This is a genomic window from Bradyrhizobium sp. dw_411, from assembly GCF_018449695.1.
Classification (GTDB): Bacteria; Pseudomonadota; Alphaproteobacteria; order Rhizobiales; family Xanthobacteraceae; genus Bradyrhizobium.
This window is the reverse complement of the sequence record NZ_JAAVUY010000022.1, coordinates 50,221-72,871: the sequence shown is the minus strand read 5'-3', so window position 1 is coordinate 72,871 and position 22,651 is coordinate 50,221. Positions and strand designations below refer to the sequence as shown.

Here is a 22,651-nt window from a genome sequence, read left to right as displayed (position 1 = left end):
CTGCTTTTAGGCTACCCAACGGTTCAGATCTGGAGCCGACGCGAGCATGAGCCGACGTATCAAAAGACCTCTGGCGAAACGCACATCGGGCGATCGTCCCAAGGGCGCGCGCCCTTTTCGCGGATCGCAAACCGAACGGCCGCAGGGTCATCGCCCGGGCGGCAAGCCGCCGGCGCGGTTCTCAGCCCCGGCGCCGCGGCCGGCCAAGCCGTTTGTCCCCGAGCCCGAGAAGGTGGTCGTTGAGCCGCCGCCGTTGCCGACCAAAGTCCAGACCGTTGTCGTGACCGCGGACGAGAACAACATGCGCGTCGATCGTTTTCTGGAGGCGCGTTTTCCCGGCCTGTCGTTCTCGCACATCCAGCGCATCGTCCGTAAAGGGGAACTGCGCGTCAACGGCAAGCGCGCCGACAGCAAGGATCGCGTCGAGGAAGGCCAAAGCATCCGCATTCCGCCGCTCAAGCTCGATACGCCCAAGGTCGTCGGCGAGCTTTCGGAAGCGGCAGCCAAGACGCTGCAGACCCTCAAGGACATGATCCTGTTCGAGGATGCCGACGTGATGGTGCTGAACAAGCCCGCGGGCCTGGCAGTGCAGGGCGGCTCCGGCATCACGCGCAACGTCGACGACATGCTTGAAGTGATGCGAGATGCGAAAGGGCAGAAGCCGCGTCTGGTGCACCGGCTCGACAAGGAAACCGCGGGCTGTCTTCTGATTGCAAAAACGCGCTTCGCGGCGACCGCGCTGACCGGATCGTTTCGTCATCGCTCCGCGCGCAAGATCTACTGGGCGCTGGTGGCGGGCGTTCCGAAGCCGAAGCAGGGCCGGATCTCGACCTATCTGGCCAAGGAAGAGAACGAGGAAGATACCATCATGCGCATCGCGGCGCATGGCGACGAGGGCGCAAGTCACGCCGTGACCTATTACGCGGTGGTGGAAACATCGGCGCAAAAACTCGCCTGGGTTTCGCTGAAGCCCGTGACCGGGCGAACCCATCAGTTGCGCGCGCATATGGCGCATATCGATCACGCCATCATCGGTGACCCCAAATATTTCAACAAGGAAAACTGGCAATTGCCGGGTGGCCTGCAGAAGCGGCTGCATCTGCTGGCGCGGCGGATCGTGATCCCGCATCCGCGCGGTGGCGTGATCGACGCGACCGCGCCGCTGCCGCCGCATATGCTGCAGTCCTGGAACCTGCTCGGCCTCGAGGCCGACCGGTTCGATCCGATCGAAAACGCCCCCGAAGAGTGACGCGGATGTGACGGCGTCCCATGTGCCGCCATCGATATTTGTCCGGGGAGAGCAAGAACGATCAAATCAGGGACGCGCCATTGAGGTAGCGCTTCGGTTCGTTCCGGCACCTGACAACCATCGTGTAAATCGAGGGACCCTACGCATGATTGTGAATTGGCCGCGCGTTGCGCTGTTCTTCTTCCTTTTCTGCGGTGCGACCGCCAACGCGCAGACTCTCGCGCTCGTCGGAGGCAGCGTCTACGCGTCGCCTGAGGCCACTGCGATCCCCGATGCGGTCGTTGTGACCTCCGGCGGTACTATCACCGCGATCGGCCGCCACAGCGAGGTCCAGATTCCCGCGGATGCGCGCGTCATCGATTGCACCGGCAAGACTATCGTTGCCGGCTTCTGGAACAGCCACGTTCATTTCACGCAAGAGCCCTGGCGAAACGCCGCCAATGCGCCGGTGGCTTCGCTTGAAGAGCATATGCGCACCATGCTGACTAAATGGGGTTTTACGACGGTGTGGGATCTCGGGTCCGACCCGAGAGATACCCTGGCACTACGCCGTCGCATCTCAGCGAATGAAGTCGCGGGCCCCAATATCTTTTTGGCTGGCAGCATTTTCCCGAAAGGCGGCCACCCCGTTTATTTACCGGCTGAACTGCAACTGCCCGAGGCCGCGACGCCGGACGAAGCCACGCGGATGGCGCGCGGTTATATGGGCATGGGCCTCGACGGCGTTAAATTGTTTACCGGCGCCTATATGGGCGACAAGCCCGTGGTGAATATGGACGTAGCCACCGCCAAGGCCGCGGTCGATGTGGCGCATGCGCAGGGCAGGCCGGTGTTTGCCCATCCGCAAAACAAGATTGGCGTGGATACGGTGATTGCGGCGGGAGTCGATATCCTCGCTCACACCGCCCCGGGACAACCGACCACGGCCGAGCAACTCGTCCAGTTCAAATCGCAGGGGACCGCGTTGATCCCGACGCTGGCGCTATTCACGACCGTCGTCCTCGATCCCGGCATGGGTGCCCGGCTGGTTGAATCCGGCGTCAGCCAGCTCAAGGCGTTTTCGGACAATGGCGGTGTGGTGCTTTTTGGCACCGATGTCGGCTTCACCAAGCTCTATGACACAACGCTCGAATTCGAACTGATGCACCGCGCGCTGTCGGAACGGCAGGTGCTGGCATCGCTGACGACCAATCCGGCGCAGTATTTCAAGGTCGCGAAGAAGGGCAGGGTCGAGAAGGGGTTTGACGCCGATCTGGTGGTTCTGGACGGCGACCCACTTGCCGACGTGCATAACCTTGCCAAGGTCGCCTATACCCTTCGCGCGGGCGGGATCATCTATCAGAAGCCGTGAAGGCGAGTCAGTTCCGGTACTGCGCCAGAAACAGGCGCAGCGAATCGTGCGGGCTCTCGACATCCGAGATCACCCAGCCCTCAGGACCGTTCACGAGAATAAAATTCAGCATCACGGCGCGACCCTGATTGTCGAAGGCCGCGACGACATAGGTCTTGTCGAATTGCTTGCGCAGGATCGATATCGAGATCGCACTTAGTTTCTAGGTCGGGCTCTGGACCATGAAGTCATAGGGCGGCTTGAGGGAGGCGCCCCAGGCTTCGCGCAGGCTGGGATCGAAGAACTGGCGCACGGTGTCGGGATCGTGCGGCAGTCCGCTCGATAGATCCGACGATCTGTCGCCGTAATAAGCGTAGACATTCCGGACCAGCGATTCCGGGGAACGGAACCCGGCTGCGACAGGCCAAACGCCAGCGAGCAGAACAAGGCTTGGCAGCCAAATCCGCATCGTGATCCCCGGCCAGTTCGCTTTATTTGCAGCCATCCTTGTCGTACCCTGCCAACAGATATCATCGCTGCATGGAAGCCAAAGACTAAAATGCGTGAATTATTCGACGAAGTCGCCGGCCATTCACCGCTCGATCCGGAGGAAGCGGTACGCCGCACCACGCGCGCGCCGCGCCGCAAGCGGTTTTATGCCAAAGTGGATGTCGCGGATGGGCCCGATGGATTTGCCATCACGCTCGATGACAAGACCATTCGCACGCCATCCGGCCGCGCGCTGGCGGCACCGAACCGCGCCATTGCGGAGGCGATGTCGGGCGAGTGGGGCGCGCAGATCGAGTTCATCGATCCCCTGACGATGCCTTATACGCGCTTTGCCAACAGCGTGCTCGATGGTGTGCTCGATCGGGTCGACGCCGTCACTGAAGACGTCGCGAAATATCTGGGATCGGATTTGCTGTTCTATCGCGCGGGCCATCCTGAAGCGCTTGTCGCGCGCGAGGCGGCGCAGTGGGACCCCATCCTGTTCTGGGCCGCGGATACGCTGGGCGCGCATTTCATTCTGGCCGAAGGCATCATGCATGTCAGCCAGCCCGACACCGCGATCGCGGCGGCGCGCGCGGCGCTGCCGTCCGATCCCTGGTCGATCGCGGCGCTGCATGTGATCACGACGCTGACCGGCTCGGCGCTGCTGGCGCTGGCGCTGCTGCATGGCGTGATCGATCAGGATCAGGTCTGGGCCGCCGCCCATGTCGATGAGGACTGGAACAGCGAGAAATGGGGCGTTGACGAGGAAGTCGCGGCGCGCCGGGCGGCCCGTTTGGTCGATTTCAAGGCGGCCGCGGGCATTCTGAAAGCTCTCAATCCGGGGACCGGTTAACGGCAGGTTTACGACGCCGGGGTAGCTTCAGCGGGGCCTGAGCCCGGTGAGCAACCTGAAGCGACCCCATGTCGATCGTCATAACGCCGAACATTCCGCTGGTTGCCGCGCAGGGCGCGACGGCGGATGTCGTGCTGCAGCCGGGCAGCGTGATCAGCGCCAAGGTGCTGCAGATCCTCGGCGGCGATCAGGTGAAAATCTCGATTGCTGGCCAGGCGCTGGACGTGCAGTCGCAGGTGCCGCTGCAGGCCGGCCAGACGCTGCAGCTTCAGGTGTCGCAGACCCAGGATGGCGGTATCGCGCTCGCGGTGGTCAGCCAGCAGGGCGGCGCCGCGGCCAGCCAGAGCGCCGGCAATTCATCCGCAATAGGCGACACCGTCACGCTGGCGCCTGGCGCCGTGACCAATATTGCGGCCCCGGTCACATCGGGGACCACCCTGGTCAACCAGCTCACCGCGCTCGAGACCTCCGCGGTCTCGGCCGCGGCCCAGACCGCGGCGACCCAGCAGACGTCACTCGCCACATTGTTCGCCAATCTCGGTGTCGCCGCCGGCTTGACCGGCCTGCCGCCGCAGGTCCAGCAAGCGATGGCGCAGGTGCTGGCGCAACAAACCAGTCTTGATCCCAGCCTGACCGGCGACGACATCAAGCAGGCGTTCCAGAGCTCCGGGTTGTTTCTGGAGGCATCGCTGGCGTCGGGATCGGTGGCGTCATCCGGCGCGGTGCCGGATCTCAAGGCCGCGCTGATTGTGTTACGTCAGGTGCTGACGACTTCAATTGGCAGCGCGCCGGTTACGGCGGGGACGTCGGTGGCAACAACGACCGGGCTTCTGAGCACGACGGCATCGGCGGCTTCGCAAAGCGCAACGGCAGCCGAGATCGTCATGCCGGAGGGCGTCACGCCAACAATTGCAGAGGCAACGGCGACAGCACAGGCGGGAACGATAGCGGGCGCCATCGCGATCGAGCAGGGCGCTGAGCCGTCCGTCGCGGTATCGCAGCCCGTTACGATCATCGCCGGGCCGGAAACGCCGATGACTGCATCGCCCTCGATCGCACCATCGCTGACATCCGGAGCCGCCGCCTCTACAGCATCGTCGCAAACTGCGGCGCTGGAAGTCGCCTCCGATATCCTCGACCTTAGCGCGGCGAGCCAAGTCATCTCCTCCGCAGCAACGCCGGCCGACGCAGCGGCGCGGGCCGCGGTCAGCGGTGCGGCGCTCAATCTGCTGCAGGAAGCCGTGCAGGGCAGTCCGCTGGCGGCAGGAAATCTCAGCAAGTTCGCTTTCGACAACAGCCAGACGCTTGCGCTGCTCCCGGCGGTGATGGGCGCGCGCACGCTGGGGGTCGATGACGCCGAATTCGCACGCTCCAATCTGCCGCCACCGCCGCTCAACGGCGCATTGCCCGCCGCGCAGCCGGTGCTGCCCGCGACGCTGATATCGAAAGCGCCTGTCGACGCGACGCTGCAACATTTGCTTTCCGATACCGACGGCGCGATCGCGCGGCAGACGCTGCTGCAGGTAGCGTCCTTGCCGGGCCAGCCCGATGCGGCCACCGGCCGGGTCGATCCCACCACGCCCCGGTGGAATTTCGAAATCCCGTTCGCGACGCCGCAGGGCACCGCGATGGCGCAATTCGATATCTCGCGCGATGGTGGCGGCCGCGAGCCCGGCGCGGCCAAACCGGTCTGGCGCGCGCGTTTCTCGCTCGACGTCGAACCCGCCGGTCCGGTTCACGCGATGATCTCGCTGAGTGGTGATAAGACTTCCGTGCGGATGTGGGCGGAACGGCCCGCGACCGCGATGCAATTGCGCGCGGGCGTTTCGCAGCTCAGTCAGGCTTTAAGCCGCGCCGAGTTGCAGCCGGGCGATATTGTCGTGCGCGACGGCGCGCCGGTGCAACCGGTCTCGGCGCCCACAGGGCATTTTCTGGATCGCGCGCTATGAGCGTCAAAACCCAAAGCCAGCTCGCGGTCGCGCTGCATTACGACAAGTCCGGCGCGCCTCGCGTCATCGCCAAGGGCAAGGGCTCAATCGGCGCCAAGATCATCGAGGTCGCCAAGGCCCATGACATCCCGATCGAAGAGAACGAAGTGCTGGCCGGCGCGCTCTCCAATGTCGAACTCGGCGACGAGATTCCGGCCGAACTCTACAAGGCCGTCGCGGAAGTACTGATCTTCGTGCTGCGGCTGTCGGGGCGGATCAGGTAGAGGTTTCTCACCGGTCGTCGTCCCGGCGAACGCCGGGACCCATAGCCACCGGCCGTTGTTTTGCGAAGAACGTCGACCACGGTGCCTTTGCGATAGATCACGCGGTATGGGTCCCGGCGTTCGCCGGGCGACGGCGGTGGTGTTTCCGTCATTGTTTCACCACGATGCCGTCTGCATCGTCGTTGCTTGTTCGGATCGGACGTCGCCATGATACCCAATCGCCGCCACGTGCTCGGGGCTCTCGCTGGCGCGAGCTTGTTGCCGTCGCACGCTTTCGCCGATGTCGTGTACCAGCGCAGCGAAATCCACGAAGATCTGGCCAAACATTTTGCCGATGCCGGCACTGCCGGCACCTTCGTCGGCTACAAGATCGACGACTATCTCGTCATCGCGAGCGACAGGGATCGCTCCGGCGAGGCGAAGCTGCCGGCCTCGACCTACAAGATTCCGAATTCGCTCATCGCGCTGGAAACCGGCGTTGTCGGCGATCCCGACAAGGACATCTTCAAGTGGGACGGCGTGGTCAGGGACATCGAGGCCTGGAACAAGGACCATACCTTGCGCTCGGCGATCGCGGCCTCGGCCGTGCCGGTCTATCAGGAGATCGCGCGGCGCATCGGTCAGGAGCGGATGCAAAAATATGTCGATCTCTTTGAGTACGGCAACCGCGATATCGGCGGCGGCATCGACCATTTCTGGCTGACCGGTAACTTACGCATCGATCCGGTGCAGCAGGTCGATTTTGTGGATCGTTTGCGGCGCGGCACCTTGCCGGTCTCCAAGCGCAGCCAGGATCTGGTGCGCGATATCCTTCCCGTCACCACGGTGGGCGACAGCATCATCCGCGCCAAATCCGGACTTCTGGGTGCGGAGATCGGCAAGCCGTCGCTGGGCTGGATGGTGGGCTGGGCCGAGAAGGGCAGCGCCAATACCGTGTTCGCGCTTAATCTCGATGTCCGCGAGTCGCATCACATCGCCGATCGCATGAAGATTTCCCAGCAGTGCCTGACCGATATCGGGGCGATATGAGCGGACTGTTGAACCCGCTGGCGCGGCCAGCACGGCTGGTTTAGCATCTCCGTACAACCAAGAAACGTACGGAGGAAATCATGAAATCTGCCATCTGGATGTCTTCGCTGATGGTCGCCGCGGCTGGTGGCTGGCTTGCCGCTACCCTGTTCCCGCAGGCCGCGACCAGCAAGGAGCCGCGCTTTCCGCAACTCACCATGGACCAGCTCAGCGACGCGCAAAAGCCGCTTGGCGAACAGGTGATGAAGGTCTCGAGCGTCGGTCTTGGCGGACCCTATAATCCGATCATGCGCAGCCCGGTGCTGGGGCTGCGGCTGTTCGACCTGTTTCATTATCTGCGCTGGGAAACGTCAGTCCCGACCAAGCTGAATGAATTCGCGATCCTGATCATCGGGCGGCAATGGCGCTCGCAGGTCGAGTGGTTCGCGCACGCGCCGCTGGCCGCGAAGGCGGGTCTGTCCGCTGAAATCATCGCGGAACTCAAAACCGGCAAGCGGCCTTCGGGCATGGCCGAGGATGAAGCCGTGGTCTACGATTTCGTCACCGAGCTCACCACCACGCAAAAGGTTTCGGACGAGACCTATGCGCGGGCCAAGAAGGTTTTCAACGATCAGCAGATCGTGGATCTCACGGGTGTCGCGGGCAATTACGTGATGGTCGCGATGATGCTGGCGATGGCCGAGGAAACCACGCCTCCCGGCAAGGAGCCGCCGTTCAAGGTGGGGGAGGAGTAGGGGGGCTAATGCCGTCATTCCGGGGCGATGCGAAGCATCGAACCCGGAATCTCGAGATTCCCCGATGTGCAATTGCACATCTGAGGTCTGGTCCTTCGGACCATCCCGGAATGACGGCATACTTCGATCGCCGCGCCGCGCGCTACCGCTCACCCCAACCTGAACACCACCTTCAAAAACTCGCTCACCGCCTTCTGCGCCTGCTCCGCGGTCGCCGGATTGCCGCCGACATGCGGGTTGAGTTCGATGCAGGCGTCGCTGTAGCCGAACGGTTTTTGCGTATCCGCATTCATCAACACGCCGCCTTCGCCTTCTTTGATGTGGCAATTGCGTGCGGTCTGGGCGTTGGCGGAAACGGTGGTGGTGGAGACGCCGAGCAGGCCGGCATCGAAGGCGTGCTGTGAATCCGGATATTCCGTCAGCACCACGTCGCGCTTGGCCTCCTGCAGCCGCGCGACATAGGCCTTGCAGCTTGCCACCGGGTTGTAATCATCGGGCGTGCCGTGAAAGATCCGGATCGGGCGAGCGGCGACCTCGGTGTCGGTTGCGTAGGTGGTCGAGCAATCCGGGTAGAACGGAATATAACCGGCGAATTGCGCGCCGGATTTATTCCAGAGCTTGTTGAAACGATCGAGGCTGGCATAGAGTGTGGCCTGTCCGCCGCGCGAAAATCCCATCAGCACGATGCGCTCTGGATCGACACGCGGATGGTGGCTGAGAATATCGAGCGCGCGATAGGTATCGACGATCAGATTGAGCCGGCCGAGCAGGGCCTGGTTGGGGCCGACCACGGTCAGCCCGCGGCCGGTAAAGCCATCGATCACGAAGGTCGAAATTCCCATCGCGTTGAAATGATGCACCCACGGTTCCATCGCGGCGCCGACGCCGCTCGATCCATGCATCAGCACCACGACCGGAAGCCGCCCATTGCCTTGCGCGATGCGAAATTCGCCGGCGACCGTCGCGGGCTTGCCGTTGGCATCGCCGGTCAGGAATTGTTGGTCCGACAGCGTCAGTGTCGGGATCGCATGGATCTCGACGCGGGCGGCGGCTTCCTTCGGCAGCGATTGCGCGTTGGTCTCGATGCCGGTCAAAAGGAGCCCGGCGCCTACGATCCAGGCCGCCATCACGGCACGCATTCCCGTCGGCATGCATCATCCCCCTTGTTTTATCGCGGCGTTGTGCGCGACTAGAGCCTTGTCGGTCTGATTCAATCAGAACCGGGCTCCAGTCTTTTGTTTTGACGCGTTTTCTTTACGCGAACCGGTACCCACTTCGCTCGAAAACGCTATAGAACAAGCAGGCGTTGAGCTGTCAAATCGGGCTGGACGAACGGTTTGCTAAACCGTTTTGGCCGCGTCCTTGCCGATGCGGCCGAGATGGGTGAAGCCAAATCCGGCGCTGTATTTCAGGCCATAGCCGAGCGCGCGGTCGAAACCAATATGCGCCAGCCAGATCATCGCGATCGACAAGGTCAGCGGTGAATTCGTCGCGAATCCCGTCGTCATCAGGGCCATCGGCGCCATGTAGCTGTGCGCCGCATTATAGACGATGGCGCCAAATCGAGGCCCGGCCAGATAGGCCGCAAAGCTCACATCCGGCACGAAAAACACCAGCGCATAGACCCACCACGATCCGCCCCAGACCGCGTACAGCAGCGTCATGCCCGCAAACAGCGTCAGCCCTTCGAGGCGGAGCAGCGTTCGCAATCCTCCGGTCACGGTGCCCGTATCTGTGCTCGCGGTATCGGCCATGACCAAGAACCCTCGGGGTTGCGGACCCGGATATATCCTGCATGGGACACGTATACCAGAGGCCGGGAAGGCGTTTCCCGCCGGCAAAATGCCGTGTTAGAACCGCTGCAAACCAGTGGGAATGCACGCATGAAAGATATCCTGGATACCCTTGAGGACCGGCGCGCGGGTGCCAAGCTCGGCGGCGGCGAGAAGCGCATTGAGGCGCAGCACGCCCGGGGCAAGCTGACCGCGCGTGAGCGCATCGAGCTGCTGCTCGACAAGGGCAGTTTTGAAGAGTTCGATATGTTCGTCGAGCATCGTTCGGTCGAATTCGGCATGGAAAAGTCCAAGGTGCCCGGCGACGGCGTCGTCACCGGCTGGGGCACCGTCAATGGCCGCAAGACCTTTGTGTTCGCCAAGGATTTTACGGTGTTCGGCGGCTCGCTGTCGGAAACCCATGCGCAGAAAATCGTCAAGATCCAGGACATGGCGATGAAGGCGCGGGCGCCGATCATCGGGCTTTACGATGCCGGCGGCGCGCGCATCCAGGAAGGTGTCGCCGCACTCGCAGGCTATTCCTATGTGTTTCGCCGCAACGTCATTGCATCGGGCGTGATCCCGCAGATTTCCGTCATCATGGGTCCCTGCGCCGGCGGCGACGTCTATTCGCCTGCCATGACCGACTTCATCTTCATGGTGAAGAACACGAGCTACATGTTCGTCACCGGCCCGGACGTGGTGAAGACCGTTACCAATGAAGTGGTCACCGCCGAAGAGCTCGGCGGCGCCTCGGTGCATGCGACGCGCTCCTCGATTGCGGACGGCGCATTCGAGAACGACGTCGAGACGCTGCTGCAGATGCGCCGGCTGATCGATTTCCTGCCCTCCAACAACACCGACGGCGTGCCGGAATGGCCGAGCTTCGATGACATCGAGCGCGTGGACATGTCGCTGGATACGCTGATCCCCGACAATCCGAACAAGCCCTACGACATGAAGGAGCTGATCCTCAAAATCGTGGACGAGGGCGACTTCTTCGAGATATCCGAAACCTTTGCCAAGAACATCGTCACGGGTTTCGGCCGCATCGCCGGACGCACGGTGGGGTTTGTCGCCAACCAGCCGATGGTGCTGGCTGGCGTGCTCGACAGCGATGCCTCGCGCAAGGCCGCGCGCTTTGTGCGTTTCTGCGATGCCTTCAATATTCCGATCGTGACGTTTGTCGACGTGCCGGGTTTTCTGCCGGGCACCGCACAGGAATATGGCGGCCTGATCAAGCACGGCGCCAAATTATTATTCGCCTATTCGCAATGCACGGTGCCGCTGGTGACAGTCATCACGCGCAAGGCCTATGGCGGCGCGTTCGACGTGATGGCGTCCAAAGAAATCGGCGCCGACATGAACTACGCCTGGCCGACCGCGCAGATTGCGGTGATGGGCGCCAAGGGCGCGGTCGAAATCATCTTCCGCAGCGACATCGGCGACACCGATGCAATCGCCGCACGCACCAAGGAATATGAAGACCGGTTCCTGTCGCCTTTCATCGCCGCCGAACGCGGCTACATCGACGACGTCATCATGCCGCATTCGACACGGCGGCGGATTGCAAGAGCGCTCGCGATGCTAAGGGATAAGCATGTCGAAATGCCGATGAAGAAGCACGACAATTTGCCGTTGTGAGGAGAGCTATCGCGTATGCGTAGGGTGGGTTAGCGCAGCGTAACCCACCATTGCTTTCGGAGTTCATCGCGGTGGGTTACGGCTTCCGCCTTCGCTCTTTGAGCTACGGCGGACAAGTCGCCTAACCCACCCTACGATTTTCCAGTGAGACGGAGCGCCCATGTCCACGCTGTTCGCCTTTCTCCATCACCTCTGCGCCTTCACGCTGGTGTCGGCGGTGGCGATCGAGTTCATGCTGATCAAGCAGGAATTGACGCTGGCATCGGCACGGCGGCTGCAGGTGACGGACCTCGTGCTCGGCATCGCGGCGGGGGCGCTGCTGGTGGTCGGGCTGTTGCGGGTGTTCTTCTTTGAGAAGGGCGCGGATTATTATCTGCACAGCCACGCGTTTCACTTAAAGCTCACGCTCTTTATCGTCATCGGCTTGCTGTCGATTATTCCGACGATGGAATTCCTGTCGTGGCGTGGGGCGCTGAAGGCGGGGCAGGTGCCTGTGATCAGCGCGCAAAAGTTGAAGCAGGTGACGATGGTGATCCATAGCGAGCTTCTCGCGATCGTCATCATTCTGTTATGTGCGGCGATCATGGCGCGCGGTGGGTGGGTTTAGGTTTGGCACGTTAATAGTGGCTCGTCCCGGCCTTGGGCCGGGACCCATACTCCGCGGCCGCAAGGTTATGTACGGCGTGTGACGTCTTTCTTTTCTAATTAATTCTGCACGGAGTCGCGATGAGCGCAAACGGCGCTCACGCTGGGGTCCCTGCGTTCGCAGGGACGACAGCGAGGTTGATGAACGGCCGGGTTCAGCACCCATTCATCTTGCCGCGACGAAACTTCCTCCATGACTCACCGCAAACGAGGGAGACGTTATGGAGCGCCGCGACTTTCTGAAACTCACCTTTGGATTTGTTGCAGGTGCAGGCGCGCTTGCCGCCACCGCGCAGGCAGCGCCGCTGCCGCCGATTTCGGCGGAAACGGGCCTGGTGCCGCCGCATCGCGAGGGCGCCGAACCCGCCGTGGTTTCGCAGGATGATGTCGACCATCTGAAGCCGGAGCAGGTGCGTTGGCACCATCGCTGGCATCATTGGCACCGCCGTCACTGGGGCTGGCATCGCCACTGGCACCGGCGTTGGCACCGCCGCCATTATTGGTAAGCCGCCGGTGATCTCACTTCACCTCTCCCCTTGTGGGAGAGGTCGAATTGCATCGTTAGATGCAATTCGGGTGAGGGGTTATGCTCGTCGATGGACCTGAACCCCTCACCCCAACCCTCTCCCACAAGGGGAGAGGGAGCCTACCTCCGTTGCCGCCGCACCTCGGCTATTCTCAAGATGCGTTAGGCGTGAAATCACTTCGCCAAAAAGCTCAGCATCAGTTCATCGAATTTCTGCCGCGCTTCGAGGAACACCAGATGTCCGGTATTCGGGATCACCTCGGCATGCGCATTCGGCATCTTGGCCGCCAGCGCCACCGCGAGGTCGGCGTTCTGGCCCATCTTCGGCCGCAGCGCCTCCGGCGCGTTCGGGCGGCCTGGGGCGTTGTGATCGTCGGCGCCCATGATGAACAATGTCGGCTGCGCGATCAGCGGAATTTCGTGCACGACAGGCTCGCGGTAGATCATCTGTCCTGAGCTGACAAAGGCGCGCAGCCAGCGTGGATAGTCGGCGGCGCCCTTGATGTTGAAGCGGGATTCGATGAACGGCGTCACCTGGTCCGGCGGCAGTTTGAGCGAGTAGTTGACCTCGAGCTGCTTGCGGTAACCGTCCGCGGTCAGCTTGTCTTCGTTTTCGATGATTTTCTCGGTCGGGGTCGGCGGCACGTAGAGCCGGTAGTCTTCGAGGCCGATCGGCGCGATCAGCAGCAGGCGCGGAACACGCTCAGGGTAAGCCCGCGTGATGCGCACACCGAGCATGCCGCCCATCGAATGCGCGACGATATCGAATTTGGCGATCTGCAGATGATCGAGCAGCGCAATCGTATTGCGTGCCAGCGTGTCGAAATGCAGTTCGCCTGCGGGTTTTGAGGATTTGCCGAAGCCGATCTGGTCCGGCACCACCACGCGGTAGCCGGAATCATTCAAGGTCTTGATGACCGGCGCCCAATAGCTGGCCGGGAAATTACGGCCGTGCAGCAGCACCACTGTGCGGCCGTTCGGCTGTGCCGGCGCCACATCCATATAGGCCATCCGGACCTGCTCGCCGTCATTGACCAGCGGCAGCAGGCTGACGGGGTAGGGATAGGCGAAACCCTCAAGGCCGATGCCGTAGGGTTCGCGCTCCGCGGCGTGGGCGGGGAGCAATGGCAGTGTGAGGAGGGCAGCGGCGGCCAAGTGAAGGAAAGCGCGGTTCATGTGGGCTCCCGAGAAAAATTCCGTCATGCCCGGGTTTGTCCCGGGCATCCACGTCCTTCCCGACGGGCATAAAGGCGTGGATGGCCGGGTCAAGCCCGGGCATGACGACAATTTAGTGATGACGACAGGGTTGCACGACAGCGAATAAGCAATATTCGCTCAGGCGCTGCTATTCGTCATCCCCAAACAGCGCTGCAAATCGTTTCTCGCCGGTGCGGCTGAAATTGACGACTCGGCTGCCGGGAGTTGCGTCGCGGGCGGCCCATTTCAGTTCGGTGAAGCGCGTCATCAGGGCCGCGCCGAGCGTGCCGGCCAGATGATGGCGCCGTTCGCTCCAGTCGAGGCAGGCCTTGCACACCGGGCGGCGCGGATGGTTGAGCGTCTCGGCCGTTATCTGCAGGGAACTCGCCATGAAACGCTGGCCCTCGGCGGTCAGTTCGATGTTCTGCTTGTTCTGGCGGATCAGTTTTTGCCGCTTCATGCTGTCGAGCATCTGCACGCCGAGATCGCCGGCCAGATGATCGTAGCAAACCCGCGCTCGGCGCAGCGCCGGATCCTTTGGCCCGGTGCGCACGCGCATGTGACCGGCGCGGGCGGCGAGGCCCGCAAGACCTTCGAGCACGCCGGCGACATCGGGATCGGTGAGGCGGTAGTAACGATGGCGGCCTTGTTTTTCCTGCTCGATCAGGCCGCCGGTCTCGAGCTTCGCCAGATGCGAACTCGCGGTCTGCGGCGTGATGCCGGCCTGGTGCGCGAGCTCGCTCGCGGTCAGCGCGCGCCCGGTCATCAGCGCCGTCAGCATGTTGGCGCGGGCGGGGTCGCCGACCAATGAAGCGACCATGGCGATATCGGGACCTGCTTTCATAGTTCGATCATAGACGAAGCATTAAAGTCGGGCAAGAGACTAGTCTTGGATAAGGGCTCGTCATTGCGAGAGCGCAGCGACGAAGCAATCCATTCTTTCTTTAGGTGGCAAGATGGATTGCTTCGCTTCGCTCGCAATGACGGCAGAGCTTTGGCACGGCACAAACAGGAGGTTTTCATGACCATCACCGTTTTCATCCGTTACCAGCTCGATCCGTTCAAGCGCGCGATGTTCGAGGAATATGCCAGGCGCTGGCTGACCATCATTCCCCGCTGCGGCGGCGATCTCATCGGCTACTGGATGCCGCATGAGGGCACCAACAATATCGCGTCCGCGCTGATATCTTTCGACAGCCTCGCGGCCTATGAAAACTATCGCGCGCGGCTTCGCACCGACAGCGAGAGCATGGCCAATTTCAATTTCGCGGAAGAAAACAGGTTCATCCTGGCGGAAGAGCGGACGTTCCTGCGCCAGGTGGCGGCATAGTGTGTGACAGCATCGTGTCGATCCCGGCGCTGGCGTGGGATGGCGCGCATCGCTATTCTCAGGATTCATCAGGTTTAAAAACAAGAAGCCGTCACAAGGAGAACAGATCATGCCGACCACAACCGCCGACAAGCGCGCGACCTTTCGCAAGATGCACGAGGCCGGATGCTTCGCGCTGCCCAATCCCTGGGATATCGGCAGCGCCAAGGCGCTGCAGCAGATAGGCTTCAAGGCGCTCGCGTCGACCAGCGCCGGTTTTGCATGGTCGATCGGCAAATCCGACAATCGCGTCACGCTCGACGATGTCTGCGACCATCTGACGGCGCTGTGCGGCGCGGTCGATCTGCCCGTCAACGCCGATTTCGAAGGCGGCTTTGCGCACAAGCCCGAGAAAGTCGCCGCCAACGTCGCGCGCGCCGTCGGGACCGGCGTGGCCGGTCTGTCGATCGAGGATTCCACGGGGGACGCGGCCAATCCGCTCTACGAACGTGATTTCGCCATCGAGCGCATCAAGGCCGCGCGTGCCGCCATCGATGCCGACCACAGCGGCGTCTTGCTGACCGGGCGTTGCGAGGGTTTTCTGGTCGGGCGACCCGACCTCGACATGGTGATCGATCGGTTGCGCGCCTATTCGGAGGCGGGGGCGGATTGTCTCTATGCGCCGGGCATCAAGACCAAGGAGCAAATCTCGGCGGTCGTGAAGGCCGTGCATCCCAAGCCCGTCAATCTTTTGATCGGCGCGTCCGGTCTTTCCGTGGCGCAAGCGGCGGATCTCGGCGTGCGCCGGATCAGCGTCGGCGGTTCGCTGGCACGCACCGCCTGGGCCGGTTTCATGCGCGCGGCGCGCGAGATTGCCGAGCAGGGGACGTTCACGGAACTCGCCAGTGGCTATCCCGGTGGCGATTTGAACAAAATGTTCGGCTGACATGCGTACGGCGCTGCGGAAAGCGATGCCCGCAGCGCCGTTCATCGAATTGATGGCCTTGGATGAGGCGTCTCAACCGTTACTGAGTTCTGCCAGACGGAGCCTGTGCCGGAGGCGGCGCCTTGGGGTCGGCGGGGGTCAAGGGTCTGGCGTTCGACGCCGAACCCGTCGTCATGCCCGGCTCATTATTCGCGCGCGGCGTGACGTCACGCATGCCCGGAGGTGCCGCGGGCGGCGAGGTCGCCGGCGCGTTCTGGGCTGTTGTCGCGGGCGGAGCCGTACTGGCCTGATTGATCGAGGAACTGTTCAGGCCATAAAACGCCGCGCCCAGTACCAAGGCGATACCGACCGCGAACAGGGCAATCCTGCCGCTGCCGGCGGGACCCTCGGCAAGTTCGGGATCCATCTGCAATTCGTTGTCGAGCCGCGCCGGATCGCTCATCTCATCGTCGCGGCGATTGGTACGATAGGGGTCGTCGGCAGGGTTTGAAGCGCGATAGGGATCGTTTGGAATGCGTTCGTTGGCCATGACGGGTTCCTCCGTTGCGTCAAACACAACCGCTGATGACAGCGACGGTTCCGGGAACCGCCCCTCTTTCTGAACTGGACAACCGCTGCGCGCGGGTTTTCAACCTGTTCAGAGTGGAACCCGCGACGTAAGTTCCATTCAAGAATCCAATCTGTTCAAGAATCGATCCCGCGAGGTTGCGATGTGGAGCCTGCCTCCGAGCGATACCGTGTTGCACCTGCTGTCGATGGTGGCGTTCGCTGCCCAGGCGATGACGGCGGCGCTGGCGGCAGGACGGCGCAGCATGGACTGGGTCGGCGTCTGTCTGTTGGGCTGCATCACCGCGCTCGGCGGCGGCACCATCCGCGATGTCCTGCTCGGACATTATCCGCTGCTGTGGGTGGCGAACCCGTCCTACCTCGCGCTGACAGCGGTTGCGGCATTCGTGACCATTCTGATCGCGCGCGTGGTGCACCGGTTGAATCTCGCATTCCTCGTGCTCGATGCGATTGGTCTCGTGGTGTTCACGATGGCGGGCTGCGACATTGCCTGGCAGATGAATGAATCGCTGCCGATCGTGATCGTGTCGGGGATGATCACGGGCTGCGCGGGCGGTGTGCTGCGCGACATTCTCTGCAACGACGTGCCGCTGCTGTTTCGCTCCGAACTCTATGCCAGCGTCTCCGCGGTCACGGGATTGTTTTACGCGACCGCGTTCGGCCTGAAGGTGAACGACGAAATCTGGACCGCGCTGACGTTTGTCTTCGGCTTGTCGTTTCGCCTGCTGGCGATCCGCTACAAGTGGGAGATGCCGAAGTTCGTGTTCAATGATGAGAGAAGGTAGAGAATTGCATCAAGCCGTCATTCCGGGGCGCGCGGAGCGCGAACCCGGAATCTCGAGGATGTGACCCTCAATCTCGAGATTCCGGGTTCGATGCTGCGCATCGCCCCGGAATGACAGAGTTTATCGCCTCGCTCCCTTTACCTGCGCCGCGGTCACAGCCGGCGCGACGTTGCCCCAGCTATTTCGGATATAGGTCGTGACATCGGCGATCTCCTGATCCGACCATTTCGCGGCATACGGCGGCATCGATCCGGTGTTGGGGGCGCGCGGCGTCGTCACGGTTTCCGCACCGTCGAGAATGATGCGCAGCGTGCTGGTGGGATCGGCCGATTGCAAATTCGCATTGCCCGGCAGCGGCGGATAGATGCGAGGCGCGCCGGTCCCATCGACCTCATGGCAGGCAATGCAGGCGCCTTTGTACAGTTTTTCGCCGTCCGTCATTTGCGCCGCCGGTGGCGCGGTTACCGCGGGCTCGGGCGCGCCGGGCGGAAGGTCCTTCAGATAAGTCGCGATTGCCCTGATATCCTTGTCGCTCATCTTCGACGTCGAGTTGACGACCACTTCGGCCATCAGCCCATCGGCATGGCTGCGGCCGTTGCGGCCGCTCTGCAGATATTCGACGATATCGCCAGCGCTCCACGATTTCAGGCCACTTCGTTCGGCGCTGTCGAGCCGCGGCGCGAACCAGCCGCCGACCAGGCCGCCACCGAATTTCTGGCCGCGCTTGTCGGCGCCAAAAATGTTCTTCGGCGTGTGGCAGGCACCGCAATGCGCGGCGCCTTCGACAAGGTAGCCGCCGCGATTCCATTCCGCGCTCTTCTCTTGATCCGGCTCGAAAATGCCCGGCCGGAAGAACAGGTAATTCCAGCCGCGCATCACGATGCGAAAATTCAAGGGAAAGCGCAGCGCCGGCGGCGGCGCCTTGTTGGCGAACGGCGTCAGCGTGTTGAGGTAAGCGCGGATCGCGAAAATATCGTCGCGCGTCAGCTTGGTGAAATTCGGATAGGGGAAGGCCGGATAGTAATTCGAGCCGTCGGGCGCCACGCCCAAACGTAAAGCACGCAGAAAATCCTGATCGCTCCAAAATCCGATCCCGGTGTTTTTGTCGGGCGTCAGGTTCGGCGAATAGATCGCGCCGAACGGCGTATCGATTCGCTTCCCCCCGGCGAACGGCTTTTGCGGGTCAGCCGTGTGGCAACTCGCGCAGTCGCCGGCTTCGACGAGCGCTTTGCCGTGGGCGATGGTCTCGGCCGATGGCTCGGCCCACGCGGCGCCACAGGTGAGCGCACTGCACAAAATCAGGGATCTGAGAATCGCAGGCATCGGTGATCTCTTCCGGAGCCAATTCAGCATCTGCGGCATTATAGGGTTGTTATGTCGTTGCGCGATACCGCTTCGCTGCGACACAAACCAGATTGGGAGCGGGTTATTCCCGGCACGAAATTGCGATTTTCGGCAGGCAGGCCCGGTTGGCCAGAATTGTGGTGCGCTGGCCGCGAAAACCGACATAGACTGGCTCTAACGGGCTTGGATAACTAGCTAAAAAGGCCGGGGCAGCCCACAGGGCGCCAAAGGTTTAAGAGGGTGGAATGGGAATCAACCAGGGTCCGATCAGTCTCGACCAGAAATACACCCAAGGCTCCGGCCACGTCTTTCTAACGGGTATTCAGGCGCTGGTTCGCCTGCCGATGGCGCAAATCCGCCGCGACCGCGCCGCCGGTCTCAATACCGCGGGCTTCGTGACGGGATACCGGGGATCGCCGCTCGGCGGCTATGACCAGCAACTGGTTGCAGCGCGAAAGCACCTCGAACAATACAACATCAAATTCCAGCCCGGCGTGAATGAAGACCTCGCGGCGACCGCGATCTGGGGCTCGCAGCAGCTTAACCTGTCGCCCGGCGCCAAGCACGATGGCGTGGTTGGCATCTGGTACGGCAAGGGCCCTGGCGTTGATCGCTGCGGCGACGTATTTCGCCACGGCAATGCCGCGGGCTCGGCCAAGAATGGCGGCGTGCTGTGCCTCGCCGGCGACGATCACGGCGCGAAATCCTCTACCGTGCCGCATCAATCGGACCACGCCTTTATCTCCGCGCTGATGCCTTATCTCTACCCTTCCAGCATCCATGAAATGATCGAGATGGGTCTGTTGGGAATAGCGATGTCGCGCTATTCCGGATGCTGGGTCGGCATGAAGGTGATCACCGAGACCGTGGAGACCACGGCGGAGATCGATCTCTCCGATGAAATGAAGCCTTTCATCATCCCCTCCGATTTCGAACTGCCGCCCGGTGGACTCAATCTGCGCTGGCCCGATGACCGTTACGATCAGGATCGCCGGCTGCAGGACTACAAGGGCTTTGCCGCGATCGCTTTTGCGCGCGCCAACAAGGTCAACCGCATCACCATGGATTCGCCGAACGCGCGGTTCGGCATCATGGCGTCGGGCAAGAGCTACGAGGATATCCGGCAGGCGCTGCGTGAACTGGGCGTGACGCCCGAGGTCGCCGCCAAGATCGGGCTTAGACTGTACAAGATCGGCATGCCCTGGCCGCTGGAGCCGCAGGGGGTGCGCGAATTCGCCGTCGGCCTCGAAGAGATTTTCATCATCGAAGAGCGCCGCGAGATCGTCGAAAATCAGGTCAAGCAGGAATTGTTCAACTGGCGTGACGATGTCCGCCCGCGCATCGTCGGCAAGATGGACGAGCACGACAAGCGCTTTCTTCCGTTCGCCGAAGAACTCAGCGTCGCTTCGCTGGCGAGTTCGTTGACCGAGCGGCTGCTGCGGCTCAATCTCAATCCCGAAATCGCCGCGATGCTGCGCGCCAAGGCCGACTGGTTCAACGGCCGTCAGGCCAGTCAGATGCAGGCGGTGGCGCCGATCACCCGCACGCCGTATTTCTGCTCGGGCTGTCCGCACAACACATCCACCAAGGTGCCCGAGGGCAGCCGCGCCTTCGCCGGCATTGGTTGCCATTTCATGGCGCTGTGGATGGACCGCAGCACCGAAACCTTCACCCATATGGGCGGCGAGGGCGTGCCCTGGGTCGGTGTCGCGCCCTTTACCAACGAGCAGCACGTGTTCGCCAATCTCGGCGACGGCACGTACTTCCACTCCGGCAGTCTCGCGATCCGGCAGGCAATCGCCTCCAAGGCCAACATCACCTACAAGATCCTGTACAATGACGCGACCGCGATGACCGGCGGCCAGCATGTCGATGGCGATCTCTCGCCGCAGCAGATCACCTTCCAGCTTCACGCGGAGGGCATCCGCGATATCTACCTCGTCTCGGAAAATCCCGACGCCTATCCGGCCTCCGAGATTGCACCGGGCACCAAGACCGCGCATCGCGACGAACTCGATGCGGTCATGAAGACGCTGCGCCTGGTCAAGGGCGCTTCCGCCATCGTGTTCGTGCAGACCTGCGCCGCCGAAAAGCGCCGCCGCCGCAAGCGGGGCACCATGGAGGATCCGCAGCGCCGCGTGCTGATCAATCCCGCGGTATGCGAAGGCTGCGGCGATTGTTCGGTGCAATCCAATTGCATCTCGGTCGAGCCGCTTGAGACTGAACTCGGGCGCAAGCGCACCATCAATCAGTCCTCATGCAACAAGGACTATTCCTGCCTGAAGGGTTTTTGCCCGTCCTTTGTCACAGTCGATGGCGGCAAATTGCGCCGCCGCGCGCCGCCCGATCTCGGCAATATCGGCGATCTGCCTGAACCGGCCTCAAAGCCCACGCTCGATCGGCCCTACAATGTCGCGGTCGGCGGCGTCGGCGGCACCGGCGTGCTGACGATCGGCGCATTGCTCGGCATGGCCGCGCATATCGAAGGCAAGGCCAGCATGATCCTGGATATGTCGGGGCTGGCGCAAAAAGGCGGCGCGGTGCTGAGCCATGTCCGGCTCTCCGAACACACCGCCGACGTCACCTGTTCGCGGATCGTGACGGGTACCGCCGATCTCGTGATCGCCGCCGACGAAGTGGTCGCAGTGGCCAAGGAGACCATCACGCTGTGCGAATCCGGCCGCACCCATGGCGTCATCAACACGCATCTCATTCCGATCGCGGATTTCATCATGAACCGCGATTTCAATTTCCAGAGTGGCAAGGTAAACGCCGTGCTGGAAACCGCGCTGCGCAAGGATTCTTCGTTTTTCGACTTCACCAAGCCCGCGGAAATGCTGCTGGGTGATTCCATCGCCACCAACATGATGATGATGGGCTATGCCTATCAGAAGGGATTGCTGCCGCTCACAGCAGCTTCGATCGAGCAGGCGATCGAGATCAACGGCGTCGGCATCAAGATGAACACCCAGGCGTTTCAGCTGGGTCGTCTGGCCGCCGCCGATCCGGCGCGGATCGCCGCGATGATGAAGGGCCAGGATGCGAGCGTCGCGCCGAAGACGCAAGATGCGATGTCGCTGGATGAGATTATCGAGCATCGCAGCGCGCTGCTGACCGATTACCAGAACGCGGCACTCGCCGCGCGTTATCGCAATGCGGTGACGCAGGTGCGCAACGCCGCGCTCAATGGCGGCTTTGGCGACGAATTGCCGCGCGCGGTCGCGATCAATTACGCCAAGCTTTTGGCTTACAAGGACGAGTACGAAGTGGCGCGGCTCTATACCGATGGCCGCTTCGAAAAGCAGTTGCGCGACCAGTTCGACGGCGACTTCAAGATCAGCTTCAATCTCGCGCCGCCGCTGCTGGGCGGCAGCACCGACGCGCTGGGCCGTCCGCGCAAGCGCGCCTTCGGCGCGTGGATGATGCCGCTGTTCAAGCTGCTCGCCGGCATGCGAGGCCTGCGCGGCACCGGGTTTGATATTTTCGGCTACAGCCTGGACCGCCGGCTGGAGCGCGATCTGATCGCGGGCTACGAAAAGGACGTTGCCGCCGTGCTCGGCGTGCTCTCGCCGCTGACATTGGATACAGCGATCGAACTATTGTCGCTGCCGGATCGCATTCGCGGCTACGGTCCGGTGAAGGAGAAGTCGGTCCACGACGCCAAGGCGCGCTACGCGCAATTGGCCGCCGACCTCGCCAACCCGCCACCCGCGCCACGGCAGATCGCGGCGGAGTAATCATCGGTCTCGTAGGGTGGGCAAAGGCGCGTTTGCGCCGTGCCCACCATTTTTATCTGCTCCACCATGGTGGGCACGCGGCGCCTGTCATCGGGCGCGCGTACGCGCGACCCGTTGGCTTTGCCCACCCTACGAAGGCTGCGAAGCCGGTTTCGGCATGTTATTCCACCCGGGCGGCAACTTCCCGCCGGGCTGCGCCGCTTCCAGTTCGGGCAATCGAATAAGACCCAACGTCCGCGGTGCAAAGTTCATTGACGATTCTCGGATTCCAGGGATTGCC

The 22,651-nt window shown here is 62.4% G+C and carries 21 protein-coding genes and 1 pseudogene; 15 read left to right on the top strand and 7 right to left on the bottom strand.

Features of this window, described 5'->3' with window-relative positions; all coding sequences use genetic code 11:
• Positions 1 to 46: 46 nt before the first annotated feature.
• Positions 47 to 1,249, top strand: coding sequence for an RluA family pseudouridine synthase (locus HB676_RS29330; protein ID WP_213741977.1), 1,203 nt, complete (start codon positions 47 to 49; stop codon positions 1,247 to 1,249).
• Between the two features lie 145 nt (positions 1,250 to 1,394).
• Positions 1,395 to 2,600: an amidohydrolase family protein gene (locus HB676_RS29325; RefSeq protein WP_213741976.1), complete on the top strand. Its 1,206-nt coding sequence runs from the start codon at positions 1,395 to 1,397 to the stop codon at positions 2,598 to 2,600.
• A 7-nt stretch (positions 2,601 to 2,607) separates the two neighbouring features.
• Here HB676_RS29325 and HB676_RS29320 read toward each other — a convergent pair.
• Positions 2,608 to 3,048: pseudogene (locus HB676_RS29320) on the bottom strand (hypothetical protein).
• 90 nt (positions 3,049 to 3,138) lie between these two features.
• Between HB676_RS29320 and HB676_RS29315 the strand changes: the two are divergent.
• The 5 genes from HB676_RS29315 (at position 3,139) to HB676_RS29295 (ending at position 7,899) form a co-directional block, all read left to right on the top strand.
• Complete coding sequence (locus HB676_RS29315) at positions 3,139 to 3,924, top strand: ATP12 family protein (RefSeq protein WP_213741975.1); 786 nt, start codon at positions 3,139 to 3,141, stop codon at positions 3,922 to 3,924.
• A 68-nt stretch (positions 3,925 to 3,992) separates the two neighbouring features.
• The gene (locus tag HB676_RS29310; RefSeq protein ID WP_213741974.1) at positions 3,993 to 5,873 is read left to right on the top strand and encodes a flagellar hook-length control protein FliK; all 1,881 of its coding nucleotides are present in this window, start codon (positions 3,993 to 3,995) and stop codon (positions 5,871 to 5,873) included.
• Positions 5,870 to 6,136 carry an EscU/YscU/HrcU family type III secretion system export apparatus switch protein gene (locus HB676_RS29305; RefSeq protein ID WP_213741973.1) on the top strand — a complete coding sequence of 89 codons (267 nt, stop codon included), beginning with the start codon at positions 5,870 to 5,872 and terminating at the stop codon, positions 6,134 to 6,136. The genes HB676_RS29310 and HB676_RS29305 overlap by 4 nt, the downstream gene beginning before the upstream one ends.
• Before the next feature lie 210 nt (positions 6,137 to 6,346).
• Positions 6,347 to 7,165 (top strand): class D beta-lactamase, encoded by an 819-nt coding sequence (blaOXA, locus tag HB676_RS29300; RefSeq protein ID WP_213742026.1) that lies wholly within the window; start codon positions 6,347 to 6,349, stop codon positions 7,163 to 7,165.
• Positions 7,166 to 7,245: 80 nt separating this feature from the next.
• Positions 7,246 to 7,899, top strand: a complete 654-nt coding sequence (locus HB676_RS29295) for a carboxymuconolactone decarboxylase family protein (RefSeq protein ID WP_213741972.1) — start codon at positions 7,246 to 7,248, stop codon at positions 7,897 to 7,899.
• 149 nt (positions 7,900 to 8,048) lie between these two features.
• Here HB676_RS29295 and HB676_RS29290 read toward each other — a convergent pair whose 3' ends face one another.
• Together HB676_RS29290 and HB676_RS29285 are read right to left on the bottom strand one after the other, a co-directional pair.
• The gene (locus tag HB676_RS29290; RefSeq protein WP_213742025.1) at positions 8,049 to 9,026 is read right to left on the bottom strand and encodes a dienelactone hydrolase family protein; all 978 of its coding nucleotides are present in this window, start codon (positions 9,024 to 9,026) and stop codon (positions 8,049 to 8,051) included.
• Positions 9,027 to 9,239: 213 nt separating this feature from the next.
• The gene (locus HB676_RS29285; RefSeq protein WP_213741971.1) at positions 9,240 to 9,653 is read right to left on the bottom strand and encodes a DUF4260 domain-containing protein; all 414 of its coding nucleotides are present in this window, start codon (positions 9,651 to 9,653) and stop codon (positions 9,240 to 9,242) included.
• A gap of 129 nt (positions 9,654 to 9,782) precedes the next feature.
• On the opposite strand from HB676_RS29285, the gene HB676_RS29280 reads away from it, so the two are divergent.
• From HB676_RS29280 to HB676_RS29270, 3 genes are all read left to right on the top strand, one after another.
• Complete coding sequence (locus HB676_RS29280) at positions 9,783 to 11,315, top strand: acyl-CoA carboxylase subunit beta (protein WP_213741970.1); 1,533 nt, start codon at positions 9,783 to 9,785, stop codon at positions 11,313 to 11,315.
• A gap of 160 nt (positions 11,316 to 11,475) precedes the next feature.
• Positions 11,476 to 11,922 carry a DUF2214 family protein gene (locus tag HB676_RS29275; protein ID WP_213741969.1) on the top strand — a complete coding sequence of 149 codons (447 nt, stop codon included), beginning with the start codon at positions 11,476 to 11,478 and terminating at the stop codon, positions 11,920 to 11,922.
• Positions 11,923 to 12,181: 259 nt separating this feature from the next.
• Positions 12,182 to 12,466, top strand: coding sequence for a twin-arginine translocation signal domain-containing protein (locus HB676_RS29270; protein WP_213741968.1), 285 nt, complete (start codon positions 12,182 to 12,184; stop codon positions 12,464 to 12,466).
• A gap of 194 nt (positions 12,467 to 12,660) precedes the next feature.
• Here HB676_RS29270 and HB676_RS29265 read toward each other — a convergent pair whose 3' ends face one another.
• Complete coding sequence (locus tag HB676_RS29265; protein ID WP_213741967.1) at positions 12,661 to 13,662, bottom strand: alpha/beta hydrolase; 1,002 nt, start codon at positions 13,660 to 13,662, stop codon at positions 12,661 to 12,663.
• 25 nt (positions 13,663 to 13,687) lie between these two features.
• Between HB676_RS29265 and HB676_RS34160 the strand changes: the two genes are divergently transcribed.
• Positions 13,688 to 13,810, top strand: coding sequence for a hypothetical protein (locus tag HB676_RS34160; RefSeq protein WP_275944981.1), 123 nt, complete (start codon positions 13,688 to 13,690; stop codon positions 13,808 to 13,810).
• 21 nt (positions 13,811 to 13,831) lie between these two features.
• Here HB676_RS34160 and HB676_RS29260 read toward each other — a convergent pair whose 3' ends face one another.
• A complete protein-coding gene (locus HB676_RS29260) occupies positions 13,832 to 14,527 on the bottom strand; it encodes a winged helix-turn-helix domain-containing protein (RefSeq protein WP_213741966.1) in 696 nt (231 codons plus the stop codon).
• A 177-nt stretch (positions 14,528 to 14,704) separates the two neighbouring features.
• On the opposite strand from HB676_RS29260, the gene HB676_RS29255 reads away from it, so the two are divergent.
• Complete coding sequence (locus HB676_RS29255; protein ID WP_213741965.1) at positions 14,705 to 15,013, top strand: NIPSNAP family protein; 309 nt, start codon at positions 14,705 to 14,707, stop codon at positions 15,011 to 15,013.
• Positions 15,014 to 15,122: 109 nt separating this feature from the next.
• Positions 15,123 to 15,938, top strand: coding sequence for an isocitrate lyase/phosphoenolpyruvate mutase family protein (locus HB676_RS29250; RefSeq protein WP_213741964.1), 816 nt, complete (start codon positions 15,123 to 15,125; stop codon positions 15,936 to 15,938).
• Positions 15,939 to 16,017: 79 nt separating this feature from the next.
• On the opposite strand, the gene HB676_RS29245 is transcribed toward HB676_RS29250, so the two are convergent.
• A complete protein-coding gene (locus tag HB676_RS29245; protein WP_213741963.1) occupies positions 16,018 to 16,467 on the bottom strand; it encodes a hypothetical protein in 450 nt (149 codons plus the stop codon).
• A 181-nt stretch (positions 16,468 to 16,648) separates the two neighbouring features.
• Here HB676_RS29245 and HB676_RS29240 point away from each other — a divergent pair, with 181 nt between their 5' ends.
• Positions 16,649 to 17,290: a trimeric intracellular cation channel family protein gene (locus HB676_RS29240; protein ID WP_213741962.1), complete on the top strand. Its 642-nt coding sequence runs from the start codon at positions 16,649 to 16,651 to the stop codon at positions 17,288 to 17,290.
• Positions 17,291 to 17,410: 120 nt separating this feature from the next.
• Here HB676_RS29240 and HB676_RS29235 read toward each other — a convergent pair whose 3' ends face one another.
• A complete protein-coding gene (locus tag HB676_RS29235) occupies positions 17,411 to 18,613 on the bottom strand; it encodes a cytochrome c (protein ID WP_213741961.1) in 1,203 nt (400 codons plus the stop codon).
• A 266-nt stretch (positions 18,614 to 18,879) separates the two neighbouring features.
• On the opposite strand from HB676_RS29235, the gene HB676_RS29230 reads away from it, so the two are divergent.
• Positions 18,880 to 22,371 carry an indolepyruvate ferredoxin oxidoreductase family protein gene (locus HB676_RS29230; RefSeq protein ID WP_213741960.1) on the top strand — a complete coding sequence of 1,164 codons (3,492 nt, stop codon included), beginning with the start codon at positions 18,880 to 18,882 and terminating at the stop codon, positions 22,369 to 22,371.
• Positions 22,372 to 22,651: the final 280 nt, after the last annotated feature.

Coding starts and splice junctions, on each gene's coding strand:
- HB676_RS29330 (WP_213741977.1), top strand. CDS start 47: ATGAGCCGACGTATCAAAAGACCTCTGGCGAAACGCACATCGGGCGAT.
- HB676_RS29325 (WP_213741976.1), top strand. CDS start 1,395: ATGATTGTGAATTGGCCGCGCGTTGCGCTGTTCTTCTTCCTTTTCTGC.
- HB676_RS29315 (WP_213741975.1), top strand. CDS start 3,139: ATGCGTGAATTATTCGACGAAGTCGCCGGCCATTCACCGCTCGATCCG.
- HB676_RS29310 (WP_213741974.1), top strand. CDS start 3,993: ATGTCGATCGTCATAACGCCGAACATTCCGCTGGTTGCCGCGCAGGGC.
- HB676_RS29305 (WP_213741973.1), top strand. CDS start 5,870: ATGAGCGTCAAAACCCAAAGCCAGCTCGCGGTCGCGCTGCATTACGAC.
- HB676_RS29295 (WP_213741972.1), top strand. CDS start 7,246: ATGAAATCTGCCATCTGGATGTCTTCGCTGATGGTCGCCGCGGCTGGT.
- HB676_RS29290 (WP_213742025.1), bottom strand. CDS start 9,026: ATGGCGGCCTGGATCGTAGGCGCCGGGCTCCTTTTGACCGGCATCGAG.
- HB676_RS29285 (WP_213741971.1), bottom strand. CDS start 9,653: ATGGCCGATACCGCGAGCACAGATACGGGCACCGTGACCGGAGGATTG.
- HB676_RS29280 (WP_213741970.1), top strand. CDS start 9,783: ATGAAAGATATCCTGGATACCCTTGAGGACCGGCGCGCGGGTGCCAAG.
- HB676_RS29275 (WP_213741969.1), top strand. CDS start 11,476: ATGTCCACGCTGTTCGCCTTTCTCCATCACCTCTGCGCCTTCACGCTG.
- HB676_RS29270 (WP_213741968.1), top strand. CDS start 12,182: ATGGAGCGCCGCGACTTTCTGAAACTCACCTTTGGATTTGTTGCAGGT.
- HB676_RS29265 (WP_213741967.1), bottom strand. CDS start 13,662: ATGAACCGCGCTTTCCTTCACTTGGCCGCCGCTGCCCTCCTCACACTG.
- HB676_RS34160 (WP_275944981.1), top strand. CDS start 13,688: ATGCCCGGGTTTGTCCCGGGCATCCACGTCCTTCCCGACGGGCATAAA.
- HB676_RS29260 (WP_213741966.1), bottom strand. CDS start 14,527: ATGAAAGCAGGTCCCGATATCGCCATGGTCGCTTCATTGGTCGGCGAC.
- HB676_RS29255 (WP_213741965.1), top strand. CDS start 14,705: ATGACCATCACCGTTTTCATCCGTTACCAGCTCGATCCGTTCAAGCGC.
- HB676_RS29250 (WP_213741964.1), top strand. CDS start 15,123: ATGCCGACCACAACCGCCGACAAGCGCGCGACCTTTCGCAAGATGCAC.
- HB676_RS29245 (WP_213741963.1), bottom strand. CDS start 16,467: ATGGCCAACGAACGCATTCCAAACGATCCCTATCGCGCTTCAAACCCT.
- HB676_RS29240 (WP_213741962.1), top strand. CDS start 16,649: ATGTGGAGCCTGCCTCCGAGCGATACCGTGTTGCACCTGCTGTCGATG.
- HB676_RS29235 (WP_213741961.1), bottom strand. CDS start 18,613: ATGCCTGCGATTCTCAGATCCCTGATTTTGTGCAGTGCGCTCACCTGT.
- HB676_RS29230 (WP_213741960.1), top strand. CDS start 18,880: ATGGGAATCAACCAGGGTCCGATCAGTCTCGACCAGAAATACACCCAA.